The organism is Nitrosomonas sp. ANs5 (genome assembly GCF_050584665.1).
In the GTDB taxonomy this organism is placed as follows: Bacteria; Pseudomonadota; Gammaproteobacteria; order Burkholderiales; family Nitrosomonadaceae; genus Nitrosomonas.
In genome coordinates this window covers 15,471-41,317 of record NZ_JBEUDO010000026.1, presented here as the reverse complement: position 1 = coordinate 41,317, position 25,847 = coordinate 15,471, and the positions used below count along the sequence as shown (strand labels likewise).

The window sequence follows — 25,847 nt, the reverse complement described above, 5'->3', positions numbered from 1 at the left end:
GGGATGGGGTTGCGAAGTTAGGTTAGAGTTGCCTCCTGCGCCTGCGTGAGAATCAGTGCCGCACGACTGGATTTCCTCGCCATGATCGCCTCCATCAAGAGTTAAAAAGTAATCATGACTATTGTAAACTATTGCGTAATTGTATTGTTGGAACGAACTACTAGTACTGACCCGTACAGTAAAAAGAAAAAAAACGGTGATGCGCGCATCACCGTTTTTTTATGGGTAAAGCTATTGAAAAATAGCGTCTATGTCTATGCCTGGCATGCTGCGTGTGCATGGAAAGCCATACTAGGAGGCTGTCCGAGAATAGACTGATCTACTGCGGACGAGCCTGATTGGCCGGATTTTACGATCCTATTTCGTTAAATAGAGCGACTATTCGCCTCAAAAATGATCGAAAAATCCAACTCAACCAGCCTCGCCCTTGCTACGATCGCTATTCTCGGACAGCCTCCTAGACCGGGGAGGTGCGCTTGCGCGCTAGCCATTTTCTTGACTTGGCGCATGGTTTGCAATGTTTGCTGGTCCGTCTTTTTCCTGATATCTGGGCCAAGGAGCAAAATAGTTTTTTTTCACGCCTTGATAATTTTTGTGCCAAACATGATACGGAGTGTCCAGCTGATGGCGTAGGCGCTTCCTCCCAGCAAAAGCAATTGCCCCAAGATACGCTGATCGCTCAACAGGTAGTTTGCGCACAGACGATCGGGCAAATCCAGATACAGCCATCCAAGGCGCATAAGGGTTGCCCAGAATTCAAGCATGAGTACGCCCCGTGCGATCGAATTGAGCAGTGGCCAACTCAGGTTCAGAGCAATGCCCATGACAGGTAGGGTGATGAATTTCAGGACTTCAAAATACCATTCCGACACGGCGCCGTCCAGAGAGCGGGGCAGCATCCAATAGGCCATGATGACAATAGTCAGTGCCATGCCAGTTATACCCCATCGATTCCATGGGGCAATTTTCGCCTTCCATTCGGCGGGCAATGTTTTCCCGATCATCCATCCGATGATGATCAGCATCGGAATTTGTACCAGCATGTGCGTGACCATGCTTTGTTCGAGAAACCGCTGCATGGGGGGGAGGGCCAAAATGAACCAAGCTGCCAGTGGCAGCCATTCCTGCTTAATCTTGAGGAGCATTTTCTGTGTTCAGTGCTTGAATTAGGTATTCTTTAAGTTCATCGAGTTGTTCGACGCCAAAAATGGCGACCAGCCGGCCTTCTGGATCGATGACGTGATAACCGGCAGAATGCGTGTATCCACCGTATTCATCAGGGATGACAATGACTTTAAAGAAGTCGAGAATGGCTTCTCTCTGAGATGGGCTGGTTGGACGGGATGCTGTCCAGGATCGAAGATCGGCAGAAAAATGGGAAAGGTGTTCCTTGAGCCTTTGCGGGGTGTCTTTTTCCGGGTCGAAGCTGATACTTAGCAAGTGTAAACGGCTATTCTCCAGTTTGTCGGCAAGATCCTTTTGTAGCGTCCTCAGACCACTACTGAGTATCAGACATACGCTTGGACAACTCGTGTAGATAAAATCAACGACTATGAAATGACCGTGCCAATTGTTGACTGTGATGATCTCGGCACTCTGGTTCTCCAGCTGCCAGTGAGGAACGGGGCGGGGATTTTCGCGTACGTCGAGACGGCGGGCCTCTTCAGCGGTAAAGGCACGCCCCCCATCTGTGCTGGTCCAGAGAATGAGTAATCCTGTAATGACAATCAGAGTCGTTGCCAGGAAAGTTCTCATTCTTTAATTCTCCTTCGGCAGAAATGCCTAAAATTATTGAAACGGTGTTGCTTATCGTGGCGCTATTCTAGACGTTTCTGCTTTTTTCGCAATCCCTCCCCGCCAAGTGCGGCAGGGAGGGGGGGCTGTTTTAGCTGGGATCAGCCGCTCTGGGCAGGCTGATCAGCGCACGTAATATAAACAATAACGTGCCCAATACAACCAATGCGGCGGCGACAGTGCCAACTTGCGCAAAGGTGACCCATTCATCCATGTGCACGGCCCAGCGGCGTGGAACGCTGCTGGCGCCGCTGGCAAGGAACACCATCGAAGTCAGGAAGCCGCCGATAAGGTAGGCGTAGAAACCCACATTATCGGTTGCTTTGACTTCTTTCTGGCGGCCTTCACCAGCGAGGTGATAGGTAAAGCCGATAATCATCGGTAACAATCCAAGCAGCAAGTAGAAATGGAAGTGCCCTGGCACCCACATGGTGTTGTGGAATACGCGGTTGATGGTCACCATGGCATCCAGAATTGCAGGAATGACACCCGCTGCCCAGCCAAACATGGACAGGAATAACAATTTCGTAGTGGTGCTCCATTGAATACCGGAGCGGTAAACGATCATCAGGGCACCGTAGCCAGTGACAACGAGGACCGGAATGCCGCTACCAAAAGATAATATCTGGCCCATTACCAGCATCCATTGCGGCATTGGGAAGTCCATCATCAAGTGGTGTGGATAAACGGCCATTACCATGAATACGATGGCAAACCAGGCTGCATAAAAGACTTTGCTGGTTTTCCAGGGGCGGCCGGTATAACGCGGCAGCAATTCATACACTGCTGTTACCGAGGCGTAAATGGTCGCGTTAATGAAAACATGGCCGAAGAAGTAAATCAGGTTCTTCATCAGCAAGGCATCGGGTTGGAATTCTGGATTGTAGAGATTGACCAAACCCATTACCAATACCACTGCACCTGCTGCGATTCCCAGGAAATTGACGATCAGCACCATGGTGCCAGCCACAACGGTGGGTGGATGTGTATTGTCGACAGGTACTTTGCCGAACAGCTGAGGCAGTCCGAGGGCGGCAGCCAGGCTACCGTAGCCGGCAAGAATGGCACGGCCGATATCCAAATACAGAATCAGGAAACCAGTACCGATTACCAGCAGCCCCAATTGGAAGACAGCTGCTGCGCCAGTGGACCAGGCGCCCATTGATATGGCTGGCAATGGATAAAGGAAGGTCCACGCGCCGCCATAGCCGCCAAGGAAAATGGAGCCGAGGATCATGACGACCCCGGTCAGGAAAATGCAGAAATTAACCCAAAAAATGGTATTGCTCAAACGCACATACTGGCGCAGGAAATACCAGAGCACGCCGGTTGAAGCGATCCCTGCCGCGCCGACAACACCAACACCGTGAACGGTCATGATTTGGTAAAACAAATCAACGGCGATTTCCAGCCAGGTGCCTTGGGCTGCCCGCATGGCAAATCCGGCCAGCATCATCAACAGAAACACCAATAAACCGCCGATCAAATGTGCTTTGACCGCAATCAAGGCATTCCTGTTTTCTGAGTCACTATATTCAATCTTTCTACTTGCTGCTGTACTGCTCATTGTGCCCTCCACTCTTTAATTTTTCTTTGCGACATTGCTATGCTATTGAATTACTTACTTTACGGTTAACTCGGTGATCATGGCGTGATGTGCCAGCCCACAATATTCCAGGCAGAGGATCTTATATTTGCCTGGCTTGTCGAATACATGCACGAGCTTGTTGGTGTAGCCTGGCATCGCTTGGGTTTGACCGACCAGTTTCAAGTTTTCGTCATAAATGCCGAATCCATGGTTCACGTCTTCACCTGTTACCAGAAATGCCACTGGTTTGCCGGCTTCCACGGTATCGGGTGTCATGGTCCAATACCATTGATAGGCCCCAACTTTAACAACCTGATGATCATTGGCCGGATAGTCTTTCTTTTGATCTGGGATCGGGAAAGGACTCAGTGAAAAGTATGTGATAACGAGACCGAGTGTGATCAGAAACAGGAACCATTTGCCACGTACGCCATACCATTTTTTGGTAATTGACGGGTAATCCGCTTCAGCTTTTTTGGAATTGGCGATGACAAAATAGAAAACCGCTGCTATCAAGGCTATGCACACAAGTGTGATAGCATAAACTGTTGAGACCATTTTAGATTTCTCCCTCCATTAGGTTGACGTTCAAAGCGTCGAATCTACATTTGATACAAATCGATGTCAACTAATTCTTGACATTCTAAAATCCATTTTTGCCTTGTGGTTTATTGAGTTACGTTCGATCGGCCTGTAAAAAAACAGGCATTTTTATATGGATGTTAATGCCAGGAAGTAACTGATAATTGTTACTCAAAAATGGTGTGCGATCTGATTGGCAATTTGTTAGTTGACTGGCCTTTATGGGATAATCGTGAAAAGTAAAAAGCAGGCAATCATATCGAAAATGAAAACGTTATACGACAAGTTATGGGAAGATCATGTCGTCCACACGGAGTCAAGTGATCCGGATGGGATGGTGATCCTTTATATCGATCGTCATTTGGTGCATGAAGTCACCAGTCCGCAAGCTTTCGAAGGGTTGAAGATGGCAGGGCGGCGGCCCTGGAGAAGCAGTTCGGTGCTGGCTGTAGCAGATCATAATGTGCCAACCACCGATCGCAGCCTTGGCATCAGTGACCCGGTCTCGCGATTGCAGGTCGAGACCCTGGATCGCAATTGTGAAGAACTGGCGATCACCGAGTTCAAAATGAATGACAAGCGGCAAGGTATTGTCCATGTAATCGGCCCTGAGCAAGGCGCAACGCTGCCCGGCATGACAGTGGTCTGTGGGGATTCTCATACCAGCACGCATGGTGCGTTTGCCTGCCTGGCGTTCGGGATCGGCACCTCCGAGGTTGAGCATGTGCTGGCCACACAGTGTTTATTGACGAAGAAATCCAAGGCAATGCGGGTCGAGGTCGACGGAGTATTGTTACCGGGTGTGACTGCCAAGGATATTGCGTTGGCAGTCATCGGCGCCATTGGAACGGCCGGTGGTACGGGCTATGCCATTGAGTTTTCGGGCAGTGCCATCCGGGCGCTTTCCATGGAAGGGCGCATGACCCTTTGCAACATGGCGATCGAGGCCGGAGCGCGCGCAGGCATGATCGGTGTCGATGAGGTCACCATCGATTACCTCAAAAATCGTCCTTTTTCGCCCAAGGGGGCTGACTGGGACCGGGCGGTGGCTTACTGGCGCACCTTGAACAGCGACCCGGGCGCGGTCTTTGCGCGAACAGTCGAGCTTGATGCTTCACAGATTAGACCACAGGTGACTTGGGGAACTTCGCCGGAAATGGTGACCGCTATTGATGGGCGTGTACCCGATCCGGCACAGTGCGCCGATCCAGTCAAGCGCAAGGATATTGAGCATGCACTGGACTATATGGGGCTATTGCCCGATATGCCGATTGAAGATATCCATATCGATAAAGTGTTTATTGGGTCTTGCACGAATTCCCGTATTGAGGATTTGCGCGAAGCCGCGCAAGTTGTCAAAGGCAGGCATGTTGCGCCAAATGTCAAGCTGGCGTTGGTGGTGCCTGGCTCTGGATTGGTCAAGGCCATGGCTGAGCAGGAGGGGTTGGACAAGATTTTTCTTGAAGCTGGATTTGAATGGCGTGAACCGGGCTGCTCGATGTGCCTGGCGATGAATGATGATAGATTGATGCCGGGAGAACGTTGTGCGTCGACTTCCAACCGTAATTTTGAAGGCAGGCAAGGTCCGGGAGGCCGTACCCATCTGGTCAGTCCGGCTATGGCGGCGGCAGCGGCTGTGAGCGGCCATTTTGTCGATGTGCGTGCTTTTCCTCGTCAATAAAGTTTCTCTTTGTTTCCGGGATTAAACATGAAAATGATATTCACATTTCTTCTATTGCTGGCCATTGCGGCGCAGTTGTCGGCCTGCAACACCGTGCAAGGATTTGGTAAAGATCTTCAGCGCGGCGGCGAAGCGATTGAAAGAACGGCTAAATAAAATCTAAATACATGAAAAAATTTGAGCGATGTCATGGCCTGGTCGTACCGCTCGACCGCGCCAATGTCGATACCGATGCCATTATACCCAAGCAATTTCTGAAATCCATCAAGCGTTCCGGTTTTGGACAGAATTTGTTCGATGAATGGCGCTTTCTCGATCATGGCGAGCCAGGTATGGATGCCTCGCAACGTCAGATTAACCCGGATTTCATCCTTAATCAGGCGCGTTATCAAGGTGCCCAAATACTGGTTGCACGTGATAATTTTGGTTGCGGGTCGAGCCGGGAGCATGCGCCCTGGGCCTTGCAGGATTATGGTTTTGTGGCCATTATTGCCCCAAGTTTCGCCGATATATTCTTCAATAACTGTTTCAAGATTGGATTGCTGCCAATCGTGCTGGAGGCGGCTGTAGTGGATAAATTGATCCAGGATACGATTGCTACCAACGGCTATCGTTTGCTGATTGATTTGGCTGCACAGACGGTTACAGCAGCCTCGAATGATGTTTATCCCTTTGAAATTGATCCATTTCGCAAGCACTGCTTGCTCAACGGACTCGATGAAATCGGACTGACTTTGCAGCATGCCGACAAAATCAGGCAATTCGAGGAAAACCGGCGGCAACAACAGCCCTGGTTATTCACGTGATAAAAATGGACAAGTGATATGAAAATTGCATTGCTGGCCGGTGACGGAATCGGTCCAGAAATTGTTGCGCAGGCCGAGCGTGTCTTACGGTTTCTGATGGCAGACGGATTGAAGATGGAGCTTGAATCCGGTTTGCTGGGTGGTTGTGCCGTTGACGCCACCGGCGAGCCTTTTCCCGAAGCAACCCGCAAATTGGTGATCGAAGCCGATGCCGTTCTGCTGGGGGCAGTGGGTGGACTGAAATACGATAATTTGCCTCGAGAAAAACGGCCTGAACAAGGGCTGCTGACCATACGCAAGACACTTAATTTGTTTGCCAATTTACGTCCGGTCATTCTTTATCCGGAGCTTGCAAATGCTTCAACGCTGAAACCGGAAATTGTGGCGGGACTGGATATCCTCATTGTCCGTGAGCTCACTGGCGATATCTATTTCGGCCAGCCGCGCGGGATTGAACAAAGAGATGGGCAGCGAGTGGGTTTTAATACCATGATCTATTCTGAATCCGAAATCAGGCGCATCGCCCATATCGCATTCCAGGCCGCCCGCAGGCGGCAGGGCAAGGTGTGTTCGGTAGACAAGATGAATGTGCTGGAATGTACGCAACTGTGGCGCGATATTGTGACGGAGACGGCGCAAACATATCCGGATGTGGCGCTGACGCATATGCTGGTAGACAATGCAGCCATGCAGCTGGTGCGCGATCCGAAACAATTTGATGTCATTGTGACGGGCAATATGTTTGGCGATATCCTGTCGGATGAAGCCTCGATGCTGACCGGTTCGATCGGAATGCTGCCTTCCGCATCCCTGAATGACCAGAATAAAGGGTTGTACGAACCGATTCATGGCTCTGCTCCCGATATCGCTGGCAAGAATATTGCCAATCCTTTGGCGACCATTCTTTCAACTGCCATGATGCTGCGTTATTCATTCAATCAGGAAATTGCTGCTTCGCGCATCGAGCATGCTGTTAAGAAAGTATTGAAGCAGGGATATCGGACGGCCGATATTTTTGAATCGGGCATGAAAAGGGTGGGTACGGTGGAAATGGGGGATGCGGTGCTCGCGAATATGTAGGTTTCGCACTGGCCAGGCGGATAGTCGCTCAATGTGGGCATGAGCAACTGATCGATAACTTTCTTTTGCAAAAGGTTTAAAGAATTATATGAAACAAGTAGGATTTGTGGGCTGGCGGGGTATGGTGGGCTCCGTGCTCATGCAACGAATGCGTGAAGAAAATGATTTTTCATTGATTGACCCCGTGTTTTTTTCGACCTCCCAAGTGGGTCAGGCAGGGCCGGATATTGGCAAGGAAATGGTGCCACTCAAGGATGCCTTTGATATCGTGGCGCTCAAGAAAATGGATGTCATTATCTCTTGCCAAGGAGGCGATTATACCAACCAGGTGTTTGGCAAACTGCGCGAATCGGGCTGGCAGGGTTACTGGATAGACGCGGCCTCCGCGTTGAGAATGCATGATGATGCCGTGATTATTCTTGATCCGGTGAATCGGTCTGTAATCGAGCAAGCATTGCACAAGGGTGTAAAAAGCTATATCGGTGGCAATTGTACAGTCAGCCTGATGCTGATGGCGGTCGGTGGATTATTCGAGCGGGAAATGGTCGAGTGGGCAAGTGTCATGACCTATCAGGCCGCATCGGGTGCTGGTGCACAGAATATGCGCGAGTTGCTGCTGCAAATGGGTGAAACCCACCATGTGGCAGAGGATTTGCTGAATGATCCTGCATCCAATATCCTGGAAATCGATCGCAGAGTCGCGCAAAAACTGCGCGACAAGACGTTTCCTGCAGAAAATTTTGGAGTGCCCTTGGCAGGGAGTCTGATACCCTGGATAGATCGGGAAGTGGCGCCCGGACAAAGTCGGGAAGAGTGGAAAGGACAGGCTGAGACCAATAAAATTCTGGGTCACACCGATCAACCTGTACCGGTTGACGGTATTTGTGTGCGTATAGGCGCCATGCGCTGTCATAGCCAGGCGTTGACAATCAAACTCCGGCAGGATATTCCGCTGGATGAAATCGAAGAGGTTGTCGCAGGGGCCAATGATTGGGTGCGTGTCATACCCAACGATAAGGAATCCAGCACCAAAGAACTCACTCCAGTTGCTGTGACTGGTAAACTGGATGTGCATGTCGGACGCATGCGTAAATTGGCCATGGGCGGTGAATATCTTTCTGTCTTTACAGTAGGTGACCAATTGTTATGGGGCGCGGCTGAGCCCTTGCGCCGAATGCTGCGTATTCTGATCGAACAGCAGCCAGCATAGATAATAGCTATCGATTATTCCGTTATGGGCCTGTTTGCTGCCATTATTCAGCTGAGGGGGTATTTGATTGAGCCCCAGCTGTGGCCACCAGGCATACCAGAAATGGTTATTGGGTGGCTGACAACAACTCCGATGGCTTTGATGAGATTTATCGAAATAAACGGTATTGCGATGAGTTATCAAATTTTCCACTAATTTTCTTCGATGCTACTATCCAGGCTGATCCGAGAAACAAGAGAGGTATCTGTGTGAAGACAGTTGATTTCAGGAAAGAGAGGGATTTTTCTCGTATTGTCCTTAAGACATTGTTGGTGCTCGTACTCATGTCTTCATGGGTGATCCATGCGGCCGGTCTGGGAAAGTTGACCGTGGGATCCTATCTCGGGCAACCTTTTAAAGCAGAAATCGCACTGGTATCGGTAACGGATCAAGAGGCTGCTTCTTTGTCTGCCAGGCTGGCATCGCCCGAGGCTTTCCGGAAAGCAGGTCTTGGCTATTTGCCCTATCATTCATCGCTGTCGGTTTCAGTGGAGAAACGGATAGATGGCCAACCTTACCTCCTGGTGACTTCCCCTCAGGCTGTCAATGAGCCTTTTCTCAATTTGTTGGTGGAGCTTAACGCGCCTTCGGGGCGCCTGCTGCGTGATTACACTGTGTTGCTCGATCCTGTGGACGCCCAGGCAGCTGGTACTGCGGTGCCAGCCATAGGGCAGGTTGATGGCCTAGCTGGCGGGGGCGATGATTCGCAAAGGGGCACCGGCGCTCAGACACGCTCCTCTGACCAAGCCGTGAAGACCTATGGACCGGTTAACCATGGCGATACCTTGACAAAAATTGCTCGCCAGGTATCCCCCGACAATGTTGATCTCAATCAGATGTTGGTGGCTTTGTACCGTGCCAACCGCGACGCCTTCCTGCAGAAGAATATGAATCTGCTCAAGGTGGGCGCTATTCTGCGGATTCCTGATCAGAGCGTCATTGCTGCAATTGCGCCGCAAGCGGCGACTCGTGAAGTCAGTATACAGACTGATCGCTGGAACAATTATCGGCGAAATATCGCAGATATGGCAACCGGTGTGTCAGGCAGTCATGAACTCAGCCGATCGCACACGGGCAAGATTGCTGCCATTTCAGAGAAATTGACTACGACTGGCGCATCTCAGCCGGAAGAAGTGTTAACGCTTTCAAAAGGAGAATTGCTGGATAGCGATCCGCAATCAAATCAGCACGTTGACAGCCATTCTGCGCAGCAATACCTGCGTATGATGGAGGAAGACGCCATCGCGAAAGCGCGTGCGCTGGCGGAAGCCAATGAGCGTGTCGCAATGCTCGAACAGAATATTGCCAAATTGCAGCGTTTACTCGAGCTGAAAAATACAACCGAGGACACCCAGATTCCGGTCACCCAGGATCGCGCCCCGACAGATCAGGGGGCGCGCGCTGGGGAGCGTACAGCAATGGCTTTGGCAACCAATTCGGCGCCGCAGCCGATGGAAGATCTGGCGATACCTGAATTTACAATTCCCGCGCAGCCGGTTTCTTCTGAACTGCTGCCCAATGCCATTGAGCGACCAGAAGATTTGGCATCCGAAAAATCTTCTATGTTCGACACCTTTGCCGCGTTGGCAGCGGAATATGGTGGGTTGCTCGGCGGAACGCTTGCGGCCTTGCTCGCCATTTGGCTAGGTGCGTCGATCGCTCGCCGAAAAAGTGAGCAAGCCGATAATTTTGATGACATAGCTACATATAGTCATCTTGGTAACGAAACAGGGCCGGCCTCCACAGTATTTGCGGAGACGGGTTTTGAGCCAGATCATCAACAAAAGACGCACACCGGAACGGATCAGCACGCATTTGAGCTTCATGACGATCATCATGAACATTCCGGCGCAGCAACTTCCAGTTTCGTGTTTGAGAATCAAGCTGAAGAAAGACTCTTGAAGGATGGCTATCCCGATGAAAATGTGGCAAATACGCAGCCGCCACATGAATCGGACTGGGCGCCTGCGTCATCGGGCATGCTGGACGAGGCAACCAAACTGGATGCGACCTCCGGGAGTATTCGCCCCGATCCAGTCAGCCCGGTAGAAGAAGATGCCAGCATGACCCAGAATCATTCCGGAGAGGCGGAATGGAGTTTCCCGGATTATGGCATGGATCTGGACAAGCGCAATGATACCCATGTTGATGAAAATTCCGGGCAGCTTGATGCCTTGATTGAGGATGGTCATGGGGCCGATTTCCAGCGAGATGCCTCCGGTGTGAGCAGCGCCGATACAGATCGGGACTTGCAGGACAAACCGGTCAGGGAGCCAGACTTGGCTCATATCGATCTGAATCTGGGGAATGAGCCCTCGTCGAGCACAACGGCTGAAGATTACCCGGTTGATGAAAATTTGCAGTGGCGCGAGGTGGCAACAAAAATAGATCTTGCCAAAGCTTATCTCGAAATGGATGACAAGGAAGGCGCCAGGGAAATACTCGAGGAAGTGCTCGCGGAGGGAGACAGTGAACAACAGGCGACGGCTCGTTCAATGCTGGATGGAATGAATTAAGCACGTCGCGCATTGACTGGCAAGCTGCTTCAATCACTGCGCTCCCAGCCCGCCAATTGCCGGGCTGGTAACAGGGCAGCATTTTGCTGGCATGACATCGGTCCCGAATGGCAGAGATCAACTAACCTTGCTGTGAGAATCGCTCTAGTCCTTGAATACAATGGCCAGGGGTACTGCGGTTGGCAGAAGCAGCTCCAGCATGCGTCGATTCAGACTCAACTGGAGAGTGCTTTGTCGCGCATAGCCTGCAGTCCGGTACATGTCGTTGCCGCAGGCCGGACGGATGCCGGTGTGCATGCGCTTTATCAGGTGGTGCATTTCGACACCCATGTGCAACGGCCATTGAGCGCCTGGGTGCGGGGTACCAATGCATGGCTACCAGGCGATATTTCGGTATTATCGGCATCCCGGGTCAATCTCGACTTTCATGCCCGCTTCAGTGCAATCGAGCGTACTTACCTGTATCATTTGCTGAGTCGGCCTGCGCGACCTGGTGCCTGCCAGGGAAAGGTAGGCTGGATTCACGACCGCCTCGATCTCGAAAAAATGCGTGCCGCAGCAAAAATGTTGATGGGTACACATGATTTCAGTGCTTTCCGTTCATCAGAATGCCAGGCGAAGAGTCCGGTGCGTCAGCTGACCAAACTGGAAATTAACTGCCAGGGACATTTTTTCATTTTTGAATTTCGTGCAAATGCATTTTTGCATCATATGGTTCGCAACATCCTGGGAAGCCTGGTATATGTCGGCAAGGGCAAATATCCTCCTGAATGGATACAGATGCTGCTCAAGCAGCGTGATCGAAAATTTGCAGCGCCTACATTTTCTCCGGACGGGCTGTATCTGGCAGGTGTCCGTTACGATTCCAAATGGAATCTTCCTTTCTGTGAAACGGTTGATCCGCTAGCTGCCTTGCACGGATTCTAAGAGGCTGTCCGAGAATAGCGATCGTAGCGAGGGCGCGGCTGGTTGAGTTGGATTTTTCGATCATTTGAGGCGAATAGTCGTTCTATTTAACGAAAAGCCTCCTAGTACTCCGTTCCGTCAATTAGCTTACAAATGAAATCGATGGATTCGCCTGCCAGGCTAGGCGCAAACCGCAGTCATAGCCGTAGCTATAGCGAGGATTTGCAACAACGCATGACAGGCGAAGGCGCGATTTCATGTAAGCGGTTTGGCGGAACGGAGTACTAGCCACCTGCTGTCATTTAATGTCAAGCTTATTGGGAAACAACAATTGATGCGTGTACGCGTGAAAATATGTGGAATTACCCGCCCAGAAGATGCCATTGCGGCGGTCCAGTATGGAGCGGACGCTATTGGGTTCATCCTATGGCCCCAGAGTGAGCGGTATATAGTGCCTGCAGCCGTTCGCCAGATCGTGAAACTTTTGCCCCCGTTTGTGCATGCTGTGGGGGTATACGTCAATCCTGATAAATCCTGGGTGGAGGAAAGCTGCTCGGCAGCCGGCCTGAGTTTGCTGCAGTTTCATGGCGATGAATCGCCTGAATTTTGTGCGCAATTTTGTTTGCCTTACATCAAGGCCGTGCGTGTCAGAGCACAGCTAGATTTGGTACAATATGCCCAGCAGCATGAACATGCGCAAGGGCTGTTGCTCGATACCTATACGGCGGGCAAACCAGGCGGGACGGGTCAGGTTTTTGACTGGAAATTGATTCCTGCCACGTTGCCGCTGCCATGGATATTATCAGGCGGTCTTCATCCCGGTAATATTGTGAATGCAATCAAACAAACGCGTCCCTTGGCCATCGATGTTTCAAGCGGTGTCGAATCCGTTAAAGGTATCAAGGACGTCACTAAAATTTCTGCTTTTATGCAAGGAGTAAAATCTTGTGAAGATTTATAATCTTCCTGATGAACATGGCCACTTTGGTCCATATGGCGGCACATTCGTTGCCGAGACGCTGATAGCGGCACTGGAAGAGCTATGTAAGCAATATGAGCATTACCGGAACGATGCCGAGTTTCAGGCAGAGTTTTATCGGGAATTGAAGCATTATGTGGGTCGGCCAAGCCCCATTTATCATGCCAAACGGTGGTCAGATCATCTAGGGGGCGCCCAGATCCTGCTCAAGCGTGAAGATCTCAACCATACTGGTGCGCACAAGATCAACAATACTGTGGGCCAGGCGCTGCTGGCGAGGCGCATGGGAAAAACCCGCGTAATCGCGGAAACCGGTGCAGGTCAGCATGGCGTGGCCAGCGCTACAGTCGCCGCGCGCTATGGCATGGAGTGCATCGTGTACATGGGGTCGGAAGACGTCAGACGCCAGGCGACCAATGTTTATCGCATGAAGCTGCTTGGTGCAACAGTGGTTCCGGTCGACTCGGGTTCCCGTACCCTCAAGGATGCGCTCAATGAAGCCATGCGTGACTGGGTAACCAATGTCGAAAATACCTATTACATCATCGGTACCGTAGCCGGTCCCCATCCCTATCCGATGATGGTCCGGGATTTCCAGGCTATCATTGGACAGGAAGCCAAATCGCAAATGCTGGAGGATTACGGCAGACAACCCGATGCCCTGATTGCTTGTGTGGGGGGCGGATCAAATGCCATAGGTCTGTTCTATCCCTATGTCGACGAAGAAAATGTTCGCATGATCGGTGTAGAGGCGGCGGGTAAAGGGATCGACACCCATCAGCATGCGGCAACACTGGTCACTGGCAGACCAGGTGTATTGCATGGCAATCGTACGTATCTTATTCAGGATGAAAATGGACAGATAATCGAGACCCATTCCATTTCTGCCGGGCTGGATTATCCGGGTGTTGGACCTGAGCATGCCTGGCTCAAGGATTGTGGCCGTGCCGAATACGTTGCGGTCACTGATGAAGAAGCTTTGTCTGCATTTCATACACTTTGCCGGTTTGAAGGCATCATGCCGGCGCTCGAATCCAGTCATGCCCTGGCCTATGCTGCCAAACTGGCGCCCACTCTGGCCAAGGATCAATTGCTTCTGGTCAACTTGTCCGGACGTGGCGACAAAGACATGGCAACGGTCGCGCAGCAGTCAGGTATCTCACTTTGATCGATCGAGTCATATCGGGTAAGACTTTCAGCTATTTGACGCTACTGAGTAACTTTTAAATGAATCGTATTGCATCGACTTTTTCCAGTCTCAAGCAACAAAACCGGAAGGCATTGATTCCCTTCATCACAGCAGGTGACCCTGATCCCAAGACTACCGTTGCGTTGATGCATCAATTAGTCCAGGCCGGGGTGGATCTTATCGAGCTGGGTGTGCCTTTTTCCGATCCGATGGCCGATGGTCCGACCATACAACGCGCATCCGAGCGGGCGTTGAAACACCATATTGGCTTGAGAGACGTGCTGGCGCTGGTGGCTGCCTTCAGAGAGACGAATCAAACAGTTCCTGTTGTCCTGATGGGGTATGCCAATCCAGTCGAGGCGATGGGGTATGCCAATTTTGCTAAGCAAGCGCATGAAGCAGGGGTCGATGGCGTATTGGTGGTGGATTATCCACCCGAAGAATGCGCGGAATGGGTGCAATGCCTGGAAAAATGGGACATAGATCCTATTTTTCTCTTGTCACCGACCACGCCACAAGCGCGGATTGAACAAGTGGCCAAACTTGCCAAGGGGTACGTGTACTATGTTTCGCTAAAAGGTGTGACAGGTGCTGCGCATCTTGATATCGACAGCGTCAACCGTAAGCTGGCATGGCTTCGCACTTACATCAATGTGCCCATCGGGGTGGGGTTTGGCATACGGGACGCACAATCCGCCCGGATCATTTCCGAACAAGCTGATGCCGTCGTAGTGGGAAGCCGTATTGTTGAAGAAATCGAGCAATCTTCAGCCGAAAATTTACTGAGCAACGTGGGTAAATTTGTGCAGTCCTTGCGTCATGCCATCGATGGCATAAAAACGGATAATTCTTTGATGGAAATCGATTCATGAGCTGGTTTCACAGTATTATTCCTCCCAAAATAAAGCGCAAAGAAAATGGCGAAAAGAAAGTCGTGCCGGAAGGGTTGTGGAGCAAATGCGACTCTTGTGAAGCGGTGCTTTATTACACTGATCTTGCAAAGAATCTCAATGTTTGCCCGAAATGCGGGCATCACAATAGGATCTCTGCACGGCAGCGACTTGAGCTGTTGCTTGACCCGGCAGATCGTCTCGAGCTCGGGGCCGAAATCCTGCCCCAGGATCCCTTAAAATTCCGCGACAACAAACGCTATACGGACAGACTGTCTCAAGCCACTGCGAGTACAAACGAGACCGACTCGCTCATTGCCATGCGCGGCCATATCAAATCAGTGCCCGTCGTGACCGCGGTTTTTGAATTTGGATTCATGGGTGGCTCGATGGGCTCGGTCGTTGGCGAACGCTTTGTACGCGCAGTCGAGACAAGTATCACGCACCATCTTCCTTTTATCTGCTTTAGCGCAAGTGGCGGGGCACGCATGCAGGAAGGCCTGTTCTCGCTTATGCAAATGGCGAAAACCACGGCGGTACTGGGGCAACTGAGCAAAGCGCGTTTGCCGTTTATTTCTGTATTGACCGATCCCACGATGGGAGGCGTTTCTGCCAGTTTTGCCTTTATTGGCGACGTCGTCATTGCGGAGCCGGGCGCGTTGATCGGTTTTGCCGGTCCGCGTGTGATCGAGCAGACCGTCCGGCAGACATTGCCAAATGGCTTTCAGAGAGCGGAATTTTTACTGGAGCATGGTGCGATCGATCTGATTATCGATCGCCGGGCCATGCGGGATCGCTTGGCAAATTTGTGCACTTTACTGATGCGCCTGCCAGTCCCCGTAACCCAACCGGCCTTTACCGCAGAATCTTGACCGGGATGGGTGTTTGCGCTGGTTTTTAGTCCCGCCATGCGCCATCATGCTTTATCTTTTTGATCCATGCCTGTAGTTCTTTCTGACAACGGTCAACTGAGGCTTTCAGGTTGAATTGCCGATATAGTCCACACCATAGCGAATCATGGCCGCACAGTCAATGACACTGGATAACTGGCTGGACTATCTTGGCCAGCTCCATCCCAAAACCATCGATATGGGATTGGAACGGGTAAAAAACGTGCGGGAGGTAGCCGGCCTGACGCCGGGTTTTCCTGTCATCACCGTCGGCGGCACAAACGGCAAGGGTTCGGTGTGCGCCATGCTCGCTTCGATACTCGGATACGCGGGGTATCGTGTCGGTTGTTATACCTCACCGCATCTCGTGCGCTACCAGGAGCGGATACGTATCGATCAACGGGAAATTTCAGATCATCTTTTATGTTCTGCTTTCGATCGCATCGAAACGGCACGCAAATCGAGTCAAACGTCTTTAACCTATTTCGAGTTTGGCACACTGGCAGCAATGCTGCTGTTCATCCAGTCCAAGGTGGATGTTGCGATCATGGAAGTGGGGTTGGGCGGGCGGCTGGATGCTGTCAATGTATTTGATCCTGACTGTGCGGTCTTGACCAGCATTGATATGGATCACATGGAATATCTCGGGACTACCCGTGAAGCCATTGGTTTGGAGAAAATCGGAATCTTCAGAGCCAGCAGGCCTGCGGTTTGTGCCGAACCGGACATACCGCCAGGTGTGCGTCAGCAAATGTTAGCCATGGGCGCCAGGCTTGCATGCATTCACGAGCATTTTGACTACAAGAAAATTGATGCTGTGCAATGGCATTACCAAGGCCCCGATGGGGGGGGGATCAATCTGCCTTTGCCCGCTTTGAGGGGCGCTTGTCAATTGCAGAATGCCAGCGCTGCCTTGGCCACACTGGATGCCTTGCGTGGCAGGCTGCCCGTGCCTATGAATGCCATCCGAAGAGGGCTGCTTGAAGTCACCTTGCCGGGAAGATTTCAGGTATTGCCCGGTAAACCAATGACCATACTGGATGTCGCGCATAATCCGGCGGCAGCGCGCGAGCTGGCAGGTAATCTCAGTGCCTTGCCGGCTTCGGGGCAGACTTATGCCATTGTGGCAATGTTGCAAGATAAGGATATGGTCGCGACGATTCAGGCACTCAGAGGGCGTATAGATCGTTGGCTGGTGGCGGGATTGCAAGTGCAGCGGGGCGCTACAAAGGCTCAAATGGCGCAAGCGCTTGAGGACGCGGGCGTTGCGGGGCCAGAAGCTGTGCGTGCATTTCCGGATGTGCGCAGTGCCTACTCATATGCGCGCGAACAAGCGCATGATAATGATAGAATATGCGTTTTTGGATCTTTCCATACCGTCGGTGCCGTCATGGAAGATCAGGGCATGTCGAATTCTTGAAAATGAATAGGTAATTATAAATGGTCAGAGATATCAGTGAAGAAGAGGTCCTGCTGAGGAAACGCGCTAGACGACGCCTGATAGGTGCGATTACACTTGTCGTTCTGGCGATAGTCATTTTACCTATGATCCTGGATGATGAGCCCAAACCGGAGCAGCAGGAAATCGACATTCTAATTCCCTCTGAAAATCTGGTGGATGATGCTTACCCCTGGATGCTGCCAGAAGAGGATAAGTCCTTGACCGAGGATACGGTCATTGCACCTGAACTGGACAAGCCGTTACCATTCACCGATCCGGATTTTCCTGAAGTGACGGATATCCCGCCCAGCCAGTATCCTGCTGCCGGGGGAGTGCCGGTACCAGCCAGAAAGCCCTCGCTGATGCGGCCAGCCAATCGAGATCAAGTTGCCAAGGAAACTGCCGTAAGAAAACCTGAGGGCACATTTGTCATACAACTGGGTGCATTTTCTGATGTTTCCAAAGCGCAACAGCAGCAGCAAAATCTCATTGCCAATGGCATCAGTGCTTATACTGAAACAATCAAGATCGGTAATAATGAAATGACCCGGGTACGCATTGGCCCGTTTCCCACACGCGAAGTGGCCGAGACTGAACACGAGCGATTGAAGTCAATCGGTTTAAGCGGTGTCATCACGAGCAAATAGATGACGGCTTTCGACTATTTTGTGCTGGGTATAGTATCTATTTCAGCACTACTGAGCATAACGCGCGGCCTGGTGCGCGAAGTTGTATCGCTGCTGGCCTGGGTGATCGCTTTCTTTGTTGCAAGCCGTTATTCGGTCGAGATAGAACCCTTTCTGGCTGATTTTGTTGAGGATCCGTCCATTCGAATGCTGTCGGCATTTGTCGTGACATTTTTTGTCGTACTCCTGGTGTCCATGCTGGGTGCCCAGTTGTTGTCAACCTTGGTAAGAAGCGTGGGGCTTGGCCTCATAGACAGAATGCTGGGCGCTGCGTTCGGATTCGCGCGCGGATTGGTCATCGTTTTGTTCCTGGTATTAGCCGCCGGCTTTACGCCATTACCTCAACAGCCCTTTTGGCAGGAGGCGGTGCTGAGCGAGCCACTGGAAATCATGGCCGCTGATATCGTTCCCTGGTTGCCCCAGGAATTCAGGGATCTTGTTGTTTTTGGTAGATAACCCGTTTGGGGTCGTTTGATTCACATCCATGCATGTGAATAATATTGGTAGCTTCTCAATTCTCTTGTAATCCACTTTTTTCAGCGAGCTCGCTATGTGTGGAATTCTAGGTGTAGTAGCCCGGTCACCTGCAAATCAATTGCTTTATGATGGCCTTCTAATGTTGCAGCATCGCGGTCAGGATGCTGCCGGTATCGTAACCGCCCAAGGCAATAGCTTCCATATGCACAAAGGCTTGGGCATGGTACGGGATGTTTTTCGTACCCGCAACATGCGGGCCTTGTTGGGTCATATGGGGATAGGCCATGTGCGCTATCCGACGGCAGGCTCTTCCTCTTCGCCCGCCGAAGCGCAACCGTTTTATGTCAATTCACCTTTTGGGATTGTGTTGGCGCATAACGGCAATCTGACCAATGCCGATACACTCAATCATGAGTTATTCATTGCCGATCGCCGTCATGTCAATACACATTCCGATTCCGAGGTGTTATTGAATGTATTGGCGCACGAGTTGCAGGAACGCGCAGCCGGCTATCAACTGGATCCCGCGGCAATTTTTTCGGCAGTCTCGGGGGTGCATGAACGCTGTCAGGGGGCTTATGCGGTTATCGCCATGATTGCCGGTTATGGATTGCTGGCCTTCCGTGATCCATACGGCATTCGGCCATTGGTATTCGGTTCTATCGAAACAGACGCTGGTACGGAATATATGGTGGCATCAGAAAGTGTTGCGCTCGACACGCTTGGATTCCGTCTGATACGGGATGTTGCGCCAGGCGAGGCCATTTTCATCGATGTAGAGGGGAATTTCTACAACCAGCAGTGTGCCGCCCATTCCAGTTTGAATCCGTGTATTTTCGAGTATGTTTATTTAGCGCGGCCCGATTCCATGATGGACGAGATTTCCGTGTACGAAACCCGTCTCAACATGGGGATCAATCTGGCTGACAAAATCAGTACTTCGATGCGGCATTTGAATATCGATGTGGTTATCCCGATTCCCGAATCGAGTCGTCCAAGCGCCCTGCAGCTGGCCAACCGCTTGGGTATCGACTTCCGGGAGGGATTCGTCAAGAACCGTTATGTTGGCAGAACCTTTATCATGCCCGGTCAGCAACATCGGCGTAAATCGGTCCGGCAGAAACTGAATGCGATTGAAATGGAATTTCGGGGCAAGAATGTCTTGTTGGTCGATGATTCCATCGTGCGCGGCACGACCAGCCGCGAGATTGTGCAAATGGCACAGGAAGCAGGGGCCAATAAAATTTATTTTGCTTCAGCTGCGCCACCGGTGCGTTATCCCAATGTATACGGGATTGATATGCCCACTCGCCAGGAGCTGATTGCAACAGACCGTTCCGACGAGGAAATTTGCCTGGAAATCGGGGCAGATTACCTGGTCTATCAAGAACTGGATGCGCTCAAACAGGCGATTGCCAGTGTCAATCTGCAAGTCGGTGATTTTGAGACTTCCTGCTTTGATGGGCGCTACATTGCGGGGAATGTCACCCAAGAATACCTATACAAAATTGAATCACAGCGCAACGCCGGCAGCCAGTCACAAACCGGGCGTGCGACCCAGCTCGACTTGAGCCTGTTGCCGATAGACTGATTTTTGAAGAACCTCCATGACCAGCGATTTTGATATCGAGACTTTGGCAATTCATGCCGGCATACACCGCAGTCAATTAAACGAACATTCGGAACCCTTATATTTAACTTCGAGTTTCGTGTTTGATAGCGCCGCACAGGCTGCGGCGCGTTTCTCCGGCGAAGAGCCCGGCAACATTTATTCGCGCTTCACCAATCCAACCGTGACTGTCATGCAAGAGCGGCTGGCTGCTCTGGAGGGTGCGGAAGCTTGTATCGCAACCGCTTCCGGGATGTCTGCCATCCTGGCTTGTGTGATGGGGCTGTTATCGGCCGGAGACCATGTTGTCGCTTCACGCAGTTTGTTTGGTTCGACCGTCAATCTTTTCACCAACATTCTCAATCGTTTCAAAATCGAAACGACTTTTGTCTCCGCTACGGATCCTGGAGAATGGCAGGCGGCCATTAACCCCAATACCAGAATGTTTTTTCTGGAGACACCTTCCAATCCATTGACCGAAATTTCGGATATTGCAGCACTGGCTGCAATCGCCCATCAAAATAAAGCGTGGCTGGTGGTCGATAACTGCTTCTGCACACCAGCCTTGCAGCAGCCATTGAAATTGGGAGCAGACCTGGTGATTCATTCCGCCACCAAATACCTGGATGGACAGGGCAGGGTGCTCGGCGGCGCGGTACTGGGCAAACGCGATTTAATCATGGAAGGTGGCATATTCGGTTTTCTGCGCACGGCAGGGCCCACGCTGAGTGCGTTTAATGCATGGGTGATCCTGAAAGGCCTGGAAACCCTGAGTATCAGAATGCAGGCACATTCCGCCCATGCACTGGAAATTGCCCAATGGCTGGAAGCACATCCTAACGTGACGCGCGTCTTTTATCCTGGCTTGCCCTCGCATCCGCAACATAGACTTGCCATGCAGCAGCAGAAAACCGGTGGCGGTATCGTTTCATTTGAAGTGAAGGGGGGCAGGGACATGGCCTGGCGTGTGGTCGATGCGACCAAGTTGTTATCGATTACAGCCAATCTTGGCGATACCAAGAGCACACTCACCCATCCAGCGACCACGACACATGGCCGCATCAGTCAGGAAGCGCGTGATGCTGCCGGCATCAGCGATGGGCTATTGCGGATTGCGGTTGGACTGGAAGCCCCGGTGGATATCAAAACGGATCTGGCACGCGGATTGGGCTAGTACTCCGTTCCGCCAAACCGCTTACATAAAATCGCGCCTTCGCCTGTCATGCGTTGTTGCAAATCATCGCCATAGCTACGGCTATGACTGCGGTTTGCGCCTAGCCTGGCAGGCGAATCCATCGATTTCATTTGTAAGCTAATTGACGGAACGGAGTACAGGAGGCTGTCCAAGAATAGACTGATCTACTGCGGACGAGCCTGATTGGCCGGATTTTACGATCCTTTTCGTTAAATAGAACGACTATTCGCCTCAAATGATCGAAAAATCCAACTCAATCAGCCTCGCCCTCGCTACGATCGCTATTCTCGGACAGCCTCCTAGGCCGATTCTGGCCACCTTGGTTTCATAGTTTCCAGCCTGTCTGGAAAGCTCTAGTGTCCGGGTCCTTCAGTTCTGCATGATTGCGTGCAGCGTCGCCTGATAGGCTGGGTTGCCGGCATCCAGGGCGATGGCTCTGCGAGCAGCTGCGGCTGCCTCGCTGCCGAGTCCCTGGGCGGCAAGTGCATGGGCGAGGTTATTCCAGGCAGCGGCATAGGCAGCATCGATCTGTATGACTGTACGAAAGGCGGCGGCGGCTTGTTCAAAGCGCTCTTGCTTGTATTCCGTATTGCCTATCCCCATGCGAGCAATCTTACTTTCGGGCCAGCGCTGGATAATGGCCTGATAGGCTGTGATCGCAGCTGTGTAATGTGCCGCACGTTCCAACCCGGCGGCCGCTTTCAGTGCCGCAATTTCCGTGCTTGTTGCCGGCAAGTGATCGGGTGCTGTAATGGTAACCGCCCAAGCCCCCGCGCGCTGCCAGGTCTGCTCAAAGGCATGCAAATCAGTCGTGCGATAAGGTGTGAGCCCGGAGTGCAACACCAGATTTTCGTGAGTCAGGTCATAACCCACTGCCACTGAAAAATGCCACTGTGGCCAGATTTTCAGACCCAGATTCTGGAATACCATAACTGGATTGCCTGCTGAAATTTCAGTCAGGATATCGTTCAGGGTATCAACGGTGATTGCCAGAGCGCCATGGCGTCTCGCACTAGCCAATACATCCTGAGTGAGCGTGCCTTGCCGACCGGGCGTAAAAACCTGGGAAGCTATTTGCTCCTGCCCGGTTGGCATGCCTGCCCAGGTTAGCATCATGGCAAGTGCTGCCGGACCGCAGTAATACGCCTCTTGCGGATAGAACGGCACATTCGCAATTACCGCCTGCTTGGCCAGTCCCGTTGGCTGTTCCAGCGCCAATCTGGTTTGCGGTGCGGTACAGCCGCTCAGCAGAATCATCAGCAGGCTGCATTGCAGGCCCGTGTGCAGTTTCAAGTTGATCGGCCTCAGTTGGACCCATTGGCATAGGCGTAGCTTAGCGAGCATGGCCAGCCGACATGGCGAGAAATGGCGATCCCATTTCAGAACGTTGCCACGCAGCCATTGCATTGCGGCCCGCCTAGGAGGTTGTCCGAGAATGGCGATCGTAGCGAGGGCGAGGCTGGTTGAGTTGGATTTTTCGATCATTTGAGGCGAATAGTCGTTCTATTTAGCGAAAAGGATCGTAAAATCCGGCCAACCAGGCTCGTCTGCAGTAGATCAGTCTATTCTCGGACAGCCTCCTAGTCATACAGGCAAAGCCATTGCGTTATGCTGCCGGGACAGACCCAAACTGAGGCAACGACAGGTTTGAGGCTTTATCTTGCGCACTTGGTGAAGTTGAAGAAGGTGGTGAGACAAAGCAAATCGGTGATAAGCAAAATAATGAATACCCCGACCAGGGCGCCAACGATAGGGCCAATAGCGCCTTCCCCAGCGGGCAGGGCATGAATCTGTCCGGCTACCAGCTGTATTTCACTATCCGAGAAACTATTGATACGGGCCAGCGCCTCATCCGGGTCCACACCCAGAGCGGTCATTTCATCACGCACATCCTCGCGCGACATAAATTCGTGGACCCGCGCACGTTCTGTCGCAAGAATATTGTCTTCAATTAGCTGATCCGTGCTGATATGGCTGGCGGCAAAACCGGCCATGGGAAAACTGGTGAGGATGAGACTCAGCATCAAGGGTAATGCGAGTGCAACACGAATGCGATGAAAAAAACGCATGAAATATCTCTCCTTTTTTGGTTTTGAATGTGGGTAATTAGAGCGGGATCACAATTTTGTAATTCAGATCATGCTGAGGGGCATGACCGGTAACATTTACTTTGTACGAATATGTTTAGTGGTCAATTAAGGCAGTCGGAATTATATAGCGTGCATGCACTCTACCGAATAGAGATAACGACTTACTGTCTTGGCCGCGCACCTGCATGATAGAATAAATCATTGCAGTAGCCAGAGCATAGCATGACAACATGCACTACAATACTGTCCAGCCAATGTCTCATGTCAGCCATGCCAGGCAGGACGCGCTGATCAAATCGACCCTAATAATCAAGGGTACCTCTAAAAATTCAGCGTTTTAAACGAGGCGAGAACAAAAAATGATGACGCAGCATATGATGGATATGTAAGGGACATTTTTTGTGAACAACGGCGTATTGTGACGAAATATGGATTTTTAGAGGTGCCCTAAAGTAATTTGATATGTATCCAGGTTGCGCTTCTTCAGGCTGCTGTTGCTGCCGATCATCCAATATATCCCATGAAGAATAATTACCTTGAAAAAATACTCACTGCCCGTGTCTACGATGTCGCCATAGAAACGCCATTGGATCGGGCGGCATCTTTGTCGTCACGCATGCATAACCGAATTTTTCTCAAAAGAGAAGACATGCAGCAAGTATTTTCCTTCAAGCTGCGGGGGGCCTACAACAAGATGGCGAAAATCCCCCCAGATATGCTCCAGCATGGCGTGATCGCTGCCTCAGCCGGTAATCATGCCCAAGGCGTGGCATTGGCTGCGGGCAAACTCGGCTGTTCAGCCACGATTGTCATGCCGGCAACCACGCCCCAGATCAAGATCAATGCTGTGATGGCATTGGGCGCGACGGTTCTGCTACATGGTGATTCCTACAATGATGCGTATGAGTACGCATTGAAGCTGACAAAAAAGGAAGATGCAACCTTTGTCCATCCCTATGATGATCCGGAGGTCATTGCTGGGCAGGGGACGATAGGGATGGAGATCCTGCGTCAGCATACAGGCAAGATCCATGCAATTTTTGTGCCGATTGGCGGGGGGGGGCTGATTGCCGGCATTGCATCCTATGTAAAACGGCTCGATCCCAATATTAAGATCATAGGTGTCGAGCCAGTTGATTCCGACGCGATGCACCGTTCCCTGAAAAACAAAAGGCGCGTGAAACTGTCGCAAGTCGGATTGTTTGCCGATGGTGTCGCGGTCCGGATGGTAGGTAAGGAAACCTTTCGCATATGCCGGGAACTGGTCGATGAAATATTGCTGGTCGATTCCGACGCGATCTGTGCGGCCATCAAGGACATTTTTGAAGATACCCGTGCCATCGTTGAGCCTTCCGGTGCACTGTCCGTTGCTGGGTTGAAAGCTTATGTCGAGCGGGAAAACATACAGCATGAAACGCTGGTCGCGGTGGCCTCAGGCGCCAACATGAATTTTGACCGGTTACGCCATATTTCCGAGCGTGCGGAGCTCGGCGAGCAAAGGGAAGCGGTCGTGGCCGTCACGATTCCCGAACAACCCGGCAGTTTCAAAAAGTTTTGCAGCCTGCTGGGCGCCCGCAGCATTACAGAATTCAATTACCGTTATGCCGATCCCAAGGAAGCCCATGTCTTTGTCGGTATATCAGTGCGTAACCGCGAAGAAGCTTTGCATTTAATCCAGAGTCTGCGGGATAACGGTCTGCGTACCGAAGACATGACGGCTAACGAGATGGCGAAGTTACATATCCGTCATATGGTGGGTGGCCGCTCCCGGGATGTCAAGCATGAGATCCTGTATCGTTTTGAGTTCCCGGACAGACCGGGCGCACTCATGAATTTTCTGAATCATATGAGCCACCATTGGAACATCAGCTTGTTCCATTACCGCAATCATGGCGCAGATTTTGGCCGCGTGCTGGTCGGGATGGAAGTGCCGCCAAATGAAAAACATGAATTCAGGGATTTCCTTGACAAGCTGGGCTATCGCTACTGGGAAGAAAGCACCAACCCAGCCTATAAACTTTTTCTCGGTTGACAGCCTACTAGGCTCGTATCAAGTCTGCTGCATGCCGCGAGCGGGCGGTTTCAATAAAACGGAACCGATCAACCCGCTTTGCTTCATGCCGTGCCCGCAGTCATGCTCCCTCTTTTTCTGGAACGAACAGACAGAATACCTCGCTTGCTGCCAAAAATCTGATTTTG

23 protein-coding genes are annotated in these 25,847 nt (G+C 51.5%); 17 read left to right on the top strand and 6 right to left on the bottom strand.

Going from position 1 to position 25,847, the window contains the following annotated elements:
- Nucleotides 1-575: 575 nt before the first annotated feature.
- From ABTW62_RS08110 to ABTW62_RS08095, 4 genes are all read right to left on the bottom strand, one after another.
- Entirely contained in the window at nt 576-1,145 is a 570-nt protein-coding gene (locus tag ABTW62_RS08110) for a hypothetical protein (protein ID WP_090412355.1), read from the bottom strand.
- A complete protein-coding gene (locus ABTW62_RS08105) occupies nt 1,129-1,755 on the bottom strand; it encodes an SCO family protein (protein ID WP_090412353.1) in 627 nt (208 codons plus the stop codon). The genes ABTW62_RS08110 and ABTW62_RS08105 overlap by 17 nt, the downstream gene beginning before the upstream one ends.
- 130 nt (nt 1,756-1,885) lie before the next feature.
- The gene (locus ABTW62_RS08100) at nt 1,886-3,361 is read right to left on the bottom strand and encodes a cbb3-type cytochrome c oxidase subunit I (RefSeq protein ID WP_090412351.1); all 1,476 of its coding nucleotides are present in this window, start codon (nt 3,359-3,361) and stop codon (nt 1,886-1,888) included.
- Between the two features lie 54 nt (nt 3,362-3,415).
- Nucleotides 3,416-3,940 (bottom strand): cytochrome C oxidase subunit II, encoded by a 525-nt coding sequence (locus ABTW62_RS08095; RefSeq protein WP_090412349.1) that lies wholly within the window; start codon nt 3,938-3,940, stop codon nt 3,416-3,418.
- 289 nt (nt 3,941-4,229) lie between these two features.
- Here ABTW62_RS08095 and leuC point away from each other — a divergent pair, with 289 nt between their 5' ends.
- From leuC to ABTW62_RS08015, 16 genes are all read left to right on the top strand, one after another.
- Nucleotides 4,230-5,645 (top strand): 3-isopropylmalate dehydratase large subunit, encoded by a 1,416-nt coding sequence (gene leuC / locus ABTW62_RS08090; protein WP_090412347.1) that lies wholly within the window; start codon nt 4,230-4,232, stop codon nt 5,643-5,645.
- A gap of 27 nt (nt 5,646-5,672) precedes the next feature.
- Nucleotides 5,673-5,801 carry an entericidin A/B family lipoprotein gene (locus ABTW62_RS08085; RefSeq protein ID WP_090412345.1) on the top strand — a complete coding sequence of 43 codons (129 nt, stop codon included), beginning with the start codon at nt 5,673-5,675 and terminating at the stop codon, nt 5,799-5,801.
- A gap of 11 nt (nt 5,802-5,812) precedes the next feature.
- Nucleotides 5,813-6,451: a 3-isopropylmalate dehydratase small subunit gene (gene leuD / locus ABTW62_RS08080; protein ID WP_090412343.1), complete on the top strand. Its 639-nt coding sequence runs from the start codon at nt 5,813-5,815 to the stop codon at nt 6,449-6,451.
- A gap of 18 nt (nt 6,452-6,469) precedes the next feature.
- Nucleotides 6,470-7,531 carry a 3-isopropylmalate dehydrogenase gene (gene leuB, locus ABTW62_RS08075; protein ID WP_090412341.1) on the top strand — a complete coding sequence of 354 codons (1,062 nt, stop codon included), beginning with the start codon at nt 6,470-6,472 and terminating at the stop codon, nt 7,529-7,531.
- Nucleotides 7,532-7,619: 88 nt separating this feature from the next.
- Nucleotides 7,620-8,741 (top strand): aspartate-semialdehyde dehydrogenase, encoded by a 1,122-nt coding sequence (gene asd / locus ABTW62_RS08070; protein WP_430904080.1) that lies wholly within the window; start codon nt 7,620-7,622, stop codon nt 8,739-8,741.
- 248 nt (nt 8,742-8,989) lie between these two features.
- On the top strand, nt 8,990-11,296 hold the full coding sequence (locus ABTW62_RS08065) for a FimV/HubP family polar landmark protein (RefSeq protein WP_430904079.1): 2,307 nt from the start codon (nt 8,990-8,992) through the stop codon (nt 11,294-11,296).
- 132 nt (nt 11,297-11,428) lie between these two features.
- A complete protein-coding gene (gene truA, locus ABTW62_RS08060) occupies nt 11,429-12,223 on the top strand; it encodes a tRNA pseudouridine(38-40) synthase TruA (protein ID WP_430904078.1) in 795 nt (264 codons plus the stop codon).
- Between the two features lie 313 nt (nt 12,224-12,536).
- Nucleotides 12,537-13,163 carry a phosphoribosylanthranilate isomerase gene (locus tag ABTW62_RS08055; RefSeq protein WP_430904077.1) on the top strand — a complete coding sequence of 209 codons (627 nt, stop codon included), beginning with the start codon at nt 12,537-12,539 and terminating at the stop codon, nt 13,161-13,163.
- Complete coding sequence (gene trpB, locus ABTW62_RS08050) at nt 13,150-14,349, top strand: tryptophan synthase subunit beta (RefSeq protein WP_430904076.1); 1,200 nt, start codon at nt 13,150-13,152, stop codon at nt 14,347-14,349. Before ABTW62_RS08055 ends, trpB begins: the two co-directional genes overlap by 14 nt.
- Nucleotides 14,350-14,408: 59 nt before the next feature.
- Complete coding sequence (gene trpA, locus ABTW62_RS08045) at nt 14,409-15,242, top strand: tryptophan synthase subunit alpha (RefSeq protein ID WP_430904075.1); 834 nt, start codon at nt 14,409-14,411, stop codon at nt 15,240-15,242.
- Entirely contained in the window at nt 15,239-16,132 is an 894-nt protein-coding gene (gene accD, locus ABTW62_RS08040) for an acetyl-CoA carboxylase, carboxyltransferase subunit beta (protein WP_430904074.1), read from the top strand. Before trpA ends, accD begins: the two co-directional genes overlap by 4 nt.
- A 145-nt stretch (nt 16,133-16,277) precedes the next feature.
- On the top strand, nt 16,278-17,570 hold the full coding sequence (gene folC, locus ABTW62_RS08035) for a bifunctional tetrahydrofolate synthase/dihydrofolate synthase (RefSeq protein ID WP_430904073.1): 1,293 nt from the start codon (nt 16,278-16,280) through the stop codon (nt 17,568-17,570).
- A gap of 20 nt (nt 17,571-17,590) precedes the next feature.
- Nucleotides 17,591-18,238, top strand: a complete 648-nt coding sequence (locus tag ABTW62_RS08030) for an SPOR domain-containing protein (RefSeq protein WP_430904072.1) — start codon at nt 17,591-17,593, stop codon at nt 18,236-18,238.
- On the top strand, nt 18,239-18,733 hold the full coding sequence (locus ABTW62_RS08025) for a CvpA family protein (RefSeq protein ID WP_430904071.1): 495 nt from the start codon (nt 18,239-18,241) through the stop codon (nt 18,731-18,733).
- 94 nt (nt 18,734-18,827) lie between these two features.
- A complete protein-coding gene (gene purF, locus ABTW62_RS08020; protein WP_430904070.1) occupies nt 18,828-20,345 on the top strand; it encodes an amidophosphoribosyltransferase in 1,518 nt (505 codons plus the stop codon).
- A 16-nt stretch (nt 20,346-20,361) separates the two neighbouring features.
- On the top strand, nt 20,362-21,537 hold the full coding sequence (locus ABTW62_RS08015) for an O-succinylhomoserine sulfhydrylase (protein ID WP_430904069.1): 1,176 nt from the start codon (nt 20,362-20,364) through the stop codon (nt 21,535-21,537).
- Nucleotides 21,538-21,927: 390 nt separating this feature from the next.
- On the opposite strand, the gene ABTW62_RS08010 is transcribed toward ABTW62_RS08015, so the two are convergent.
- Both ABTW62_RS08010 and ABTW62_RS08005 read right to left on the bottom strand, forming a co-directional pair.
- On the bottom strand, nt 21,928-23,043 hold the full coding sequence (locus tag ABTW62_RS08010; RefSeq protein ID WP_430904068.1) for a PA2778 family cysteine peptidase: 1,116 nt from the start codon (nt 23,041-23,043) through the stop codon (nt 21,928-21,930).
- Nucleotides 23,044-23,213: 170 nt separating this feature from the next.
- Complete coding sequence (locus ABTW62_RS08005) at nt 23,214-23,627, bottom strand: PA2779 family protein (protein WP_430904067.1); 414 nt, start codon at nt 23,625-23,627, stop codon at nt 23,214-23,216.
- A 541-nt stretch (nt 23,628-24,168) separates the two neighbouring features.
- Between ABTW62_RS08005 and ilvA the strand changes: the two genes are divergently transcribed.
- Entirely contained in the window at nt 24,169-25,680 is a 1,512-nt protein-coding gene (ilvA, locus tag ABTW62_RS08000) for a threonine ammonia-lyase, biosynthetic (protein WP_430904066.1), read from the top strand.
- Nucleotides 25,681-25,847: the final 167 nt, after the last annotated feature.

What these genes read in the sequence shown, in the direction of transcription:
- folC (WP_430904073.1), top strand. Translation starts at nt 16,278, where the DNA reads ATGGCCGCACAGTCAATGACACTGGATAACTGGCTGGACTATCTTGGC.
- ABTW62_RS08085 (WP_090412345.1), top strand. Translation starts at nt 5,673, where the DNA reads ATGAAAATGATATTCACATTTCTTCTATTGCTGGCCATTGCGGCGCAG.
- ABTW62_RS08030 (WP_430904072.1), top strand. Translation starts at nt 17,591, where the DNA reads ATGGTCAGAGATATCAGTGAAGAAGAGGTCCTGCTGAGGAAACGCGCT.
- ABTW62_RS08025 (WP_430904071.1), top strand. Translation starts at nt 18,239, where the DNA reads ATGACGGCTTTCGACTATTTTGTGCTGGGTATAGTATCTATTTCAGCA.
- ABTW62_RS08100 (WP_090412351.1), bottom strand. Translation starts at nt 3,361, where the DNA reads ATGAGCAGTACAGCAGCAAGTAGAAAGATTGAATATAGTGACTCAGAA.
- ABTW62_RS08105 (WP_090412353.1), bottom strand. Translation starts at nt 1,755, where the DNA reads ATGAGAACTTTCCTGGCAACGACTCTGATTGTCATTACAGGATTACTC.
- ABTW62_RS08015 (WP_430904069.1), top strand. Translation starts at nt 20,362, where the DNA reads ATGACCAGCGATTTTGATATCGAGACTTTGGCAATTCATGCCGGCATA.
- ABTW62_RS08005 (WP_430904067.1), bottom strand. Translation starts at nt 23,627, where the DNA reads ATGCGTTTTTTTCATCGCATTCGTGTTGCACTCGCATTACCCTTGATG.
- accD (WP_430904074.1), top strand. Translation starts at nt 15,239, where the DNA reads ATGAGCTGGTTTCACAGTATTATTCCTCCCAAAATAAAGCGCAAAGAA.
- trpA (WP_430904075.1), top strand. Translation starts at nt 14,409, where the DNA reads ATGAATCGTATTGCATCGACTTTTTCCAGTCTCAAGCAACAAAACCGG.
- ABTW62_RS08110 (WP_090412355.1), bottom strand. Translation starts at nt 1,145, where the DNA reads ATGCTCCTCAAGATTAAGCAGGAATGGCTGCCACTGGCAGCTTGGTTC.
- purF (WP_430904070.1), top strand. Translation starts at nt 18,828, where the DNA reads ATGTGTGGAATTCTAGGTGTAGTAGCCCGGTCACCTGCAAATCAATTG.
- asd (WP_430904080.1), top strand. Translation starts at nt 7,620, where the DNA reads ATGAAACAAGTAGGATTTGTGGGCTGGCGGGGTATGGTGGGCTCCGTG.
- leuB (WP_090412341.1), top strand. Translation starts at nt 6,470, where the DNA reads ATGAAAATTGCATTGCTGGCCGGTGACGGAATCGGTCCAGAAATTGTT.
- leuD (WP_090412343.1), top strand. Translation starts at nt 5,813, where the DNA reads ATGAAAAAATTTGAGCGATGTCATGGCCTGGTCGTACCGCTCGACCGC.
- ilvA (WP_430904066.1), top strand. Translation starts at nt 24,169, where the DNA reads ATGAAGAATAATTACCTTGAAAAAATACTCACTGCCCGTGTCTACGAT.
- ABTW62_RS08055 (WP_430904077.1), top strand. Translation starts at nt 12,537, where the DNA reads ATGCGTGTACGCGTGAAAATATGTGGAATTACCCGCCCAGAAGATGCC.
- leuC (WP_090412347.1), top strand. Translation starts at nt 4,230, where the DNA reads ATGAAAACGTTATACGACAAGTTATGGGAAGATCATGTCGTCCACACG.
- ABTW62_RS08095 (WP_090412349.1), bottom strand. Translation starts at nt 3,940, where the DNA reads ATGGTCTCAACAGTTTATGCTATCACACTTGTGTGCATAGCCTTGATA.
- ABTW62_RS08010 (WP_430904068.1), bottom strand. Translation starts at nt 23,043, where the DNA reads ATGATCGAAAAATCCAACTCAACCAGCCTCGCCCTCGCTACGATCGCC.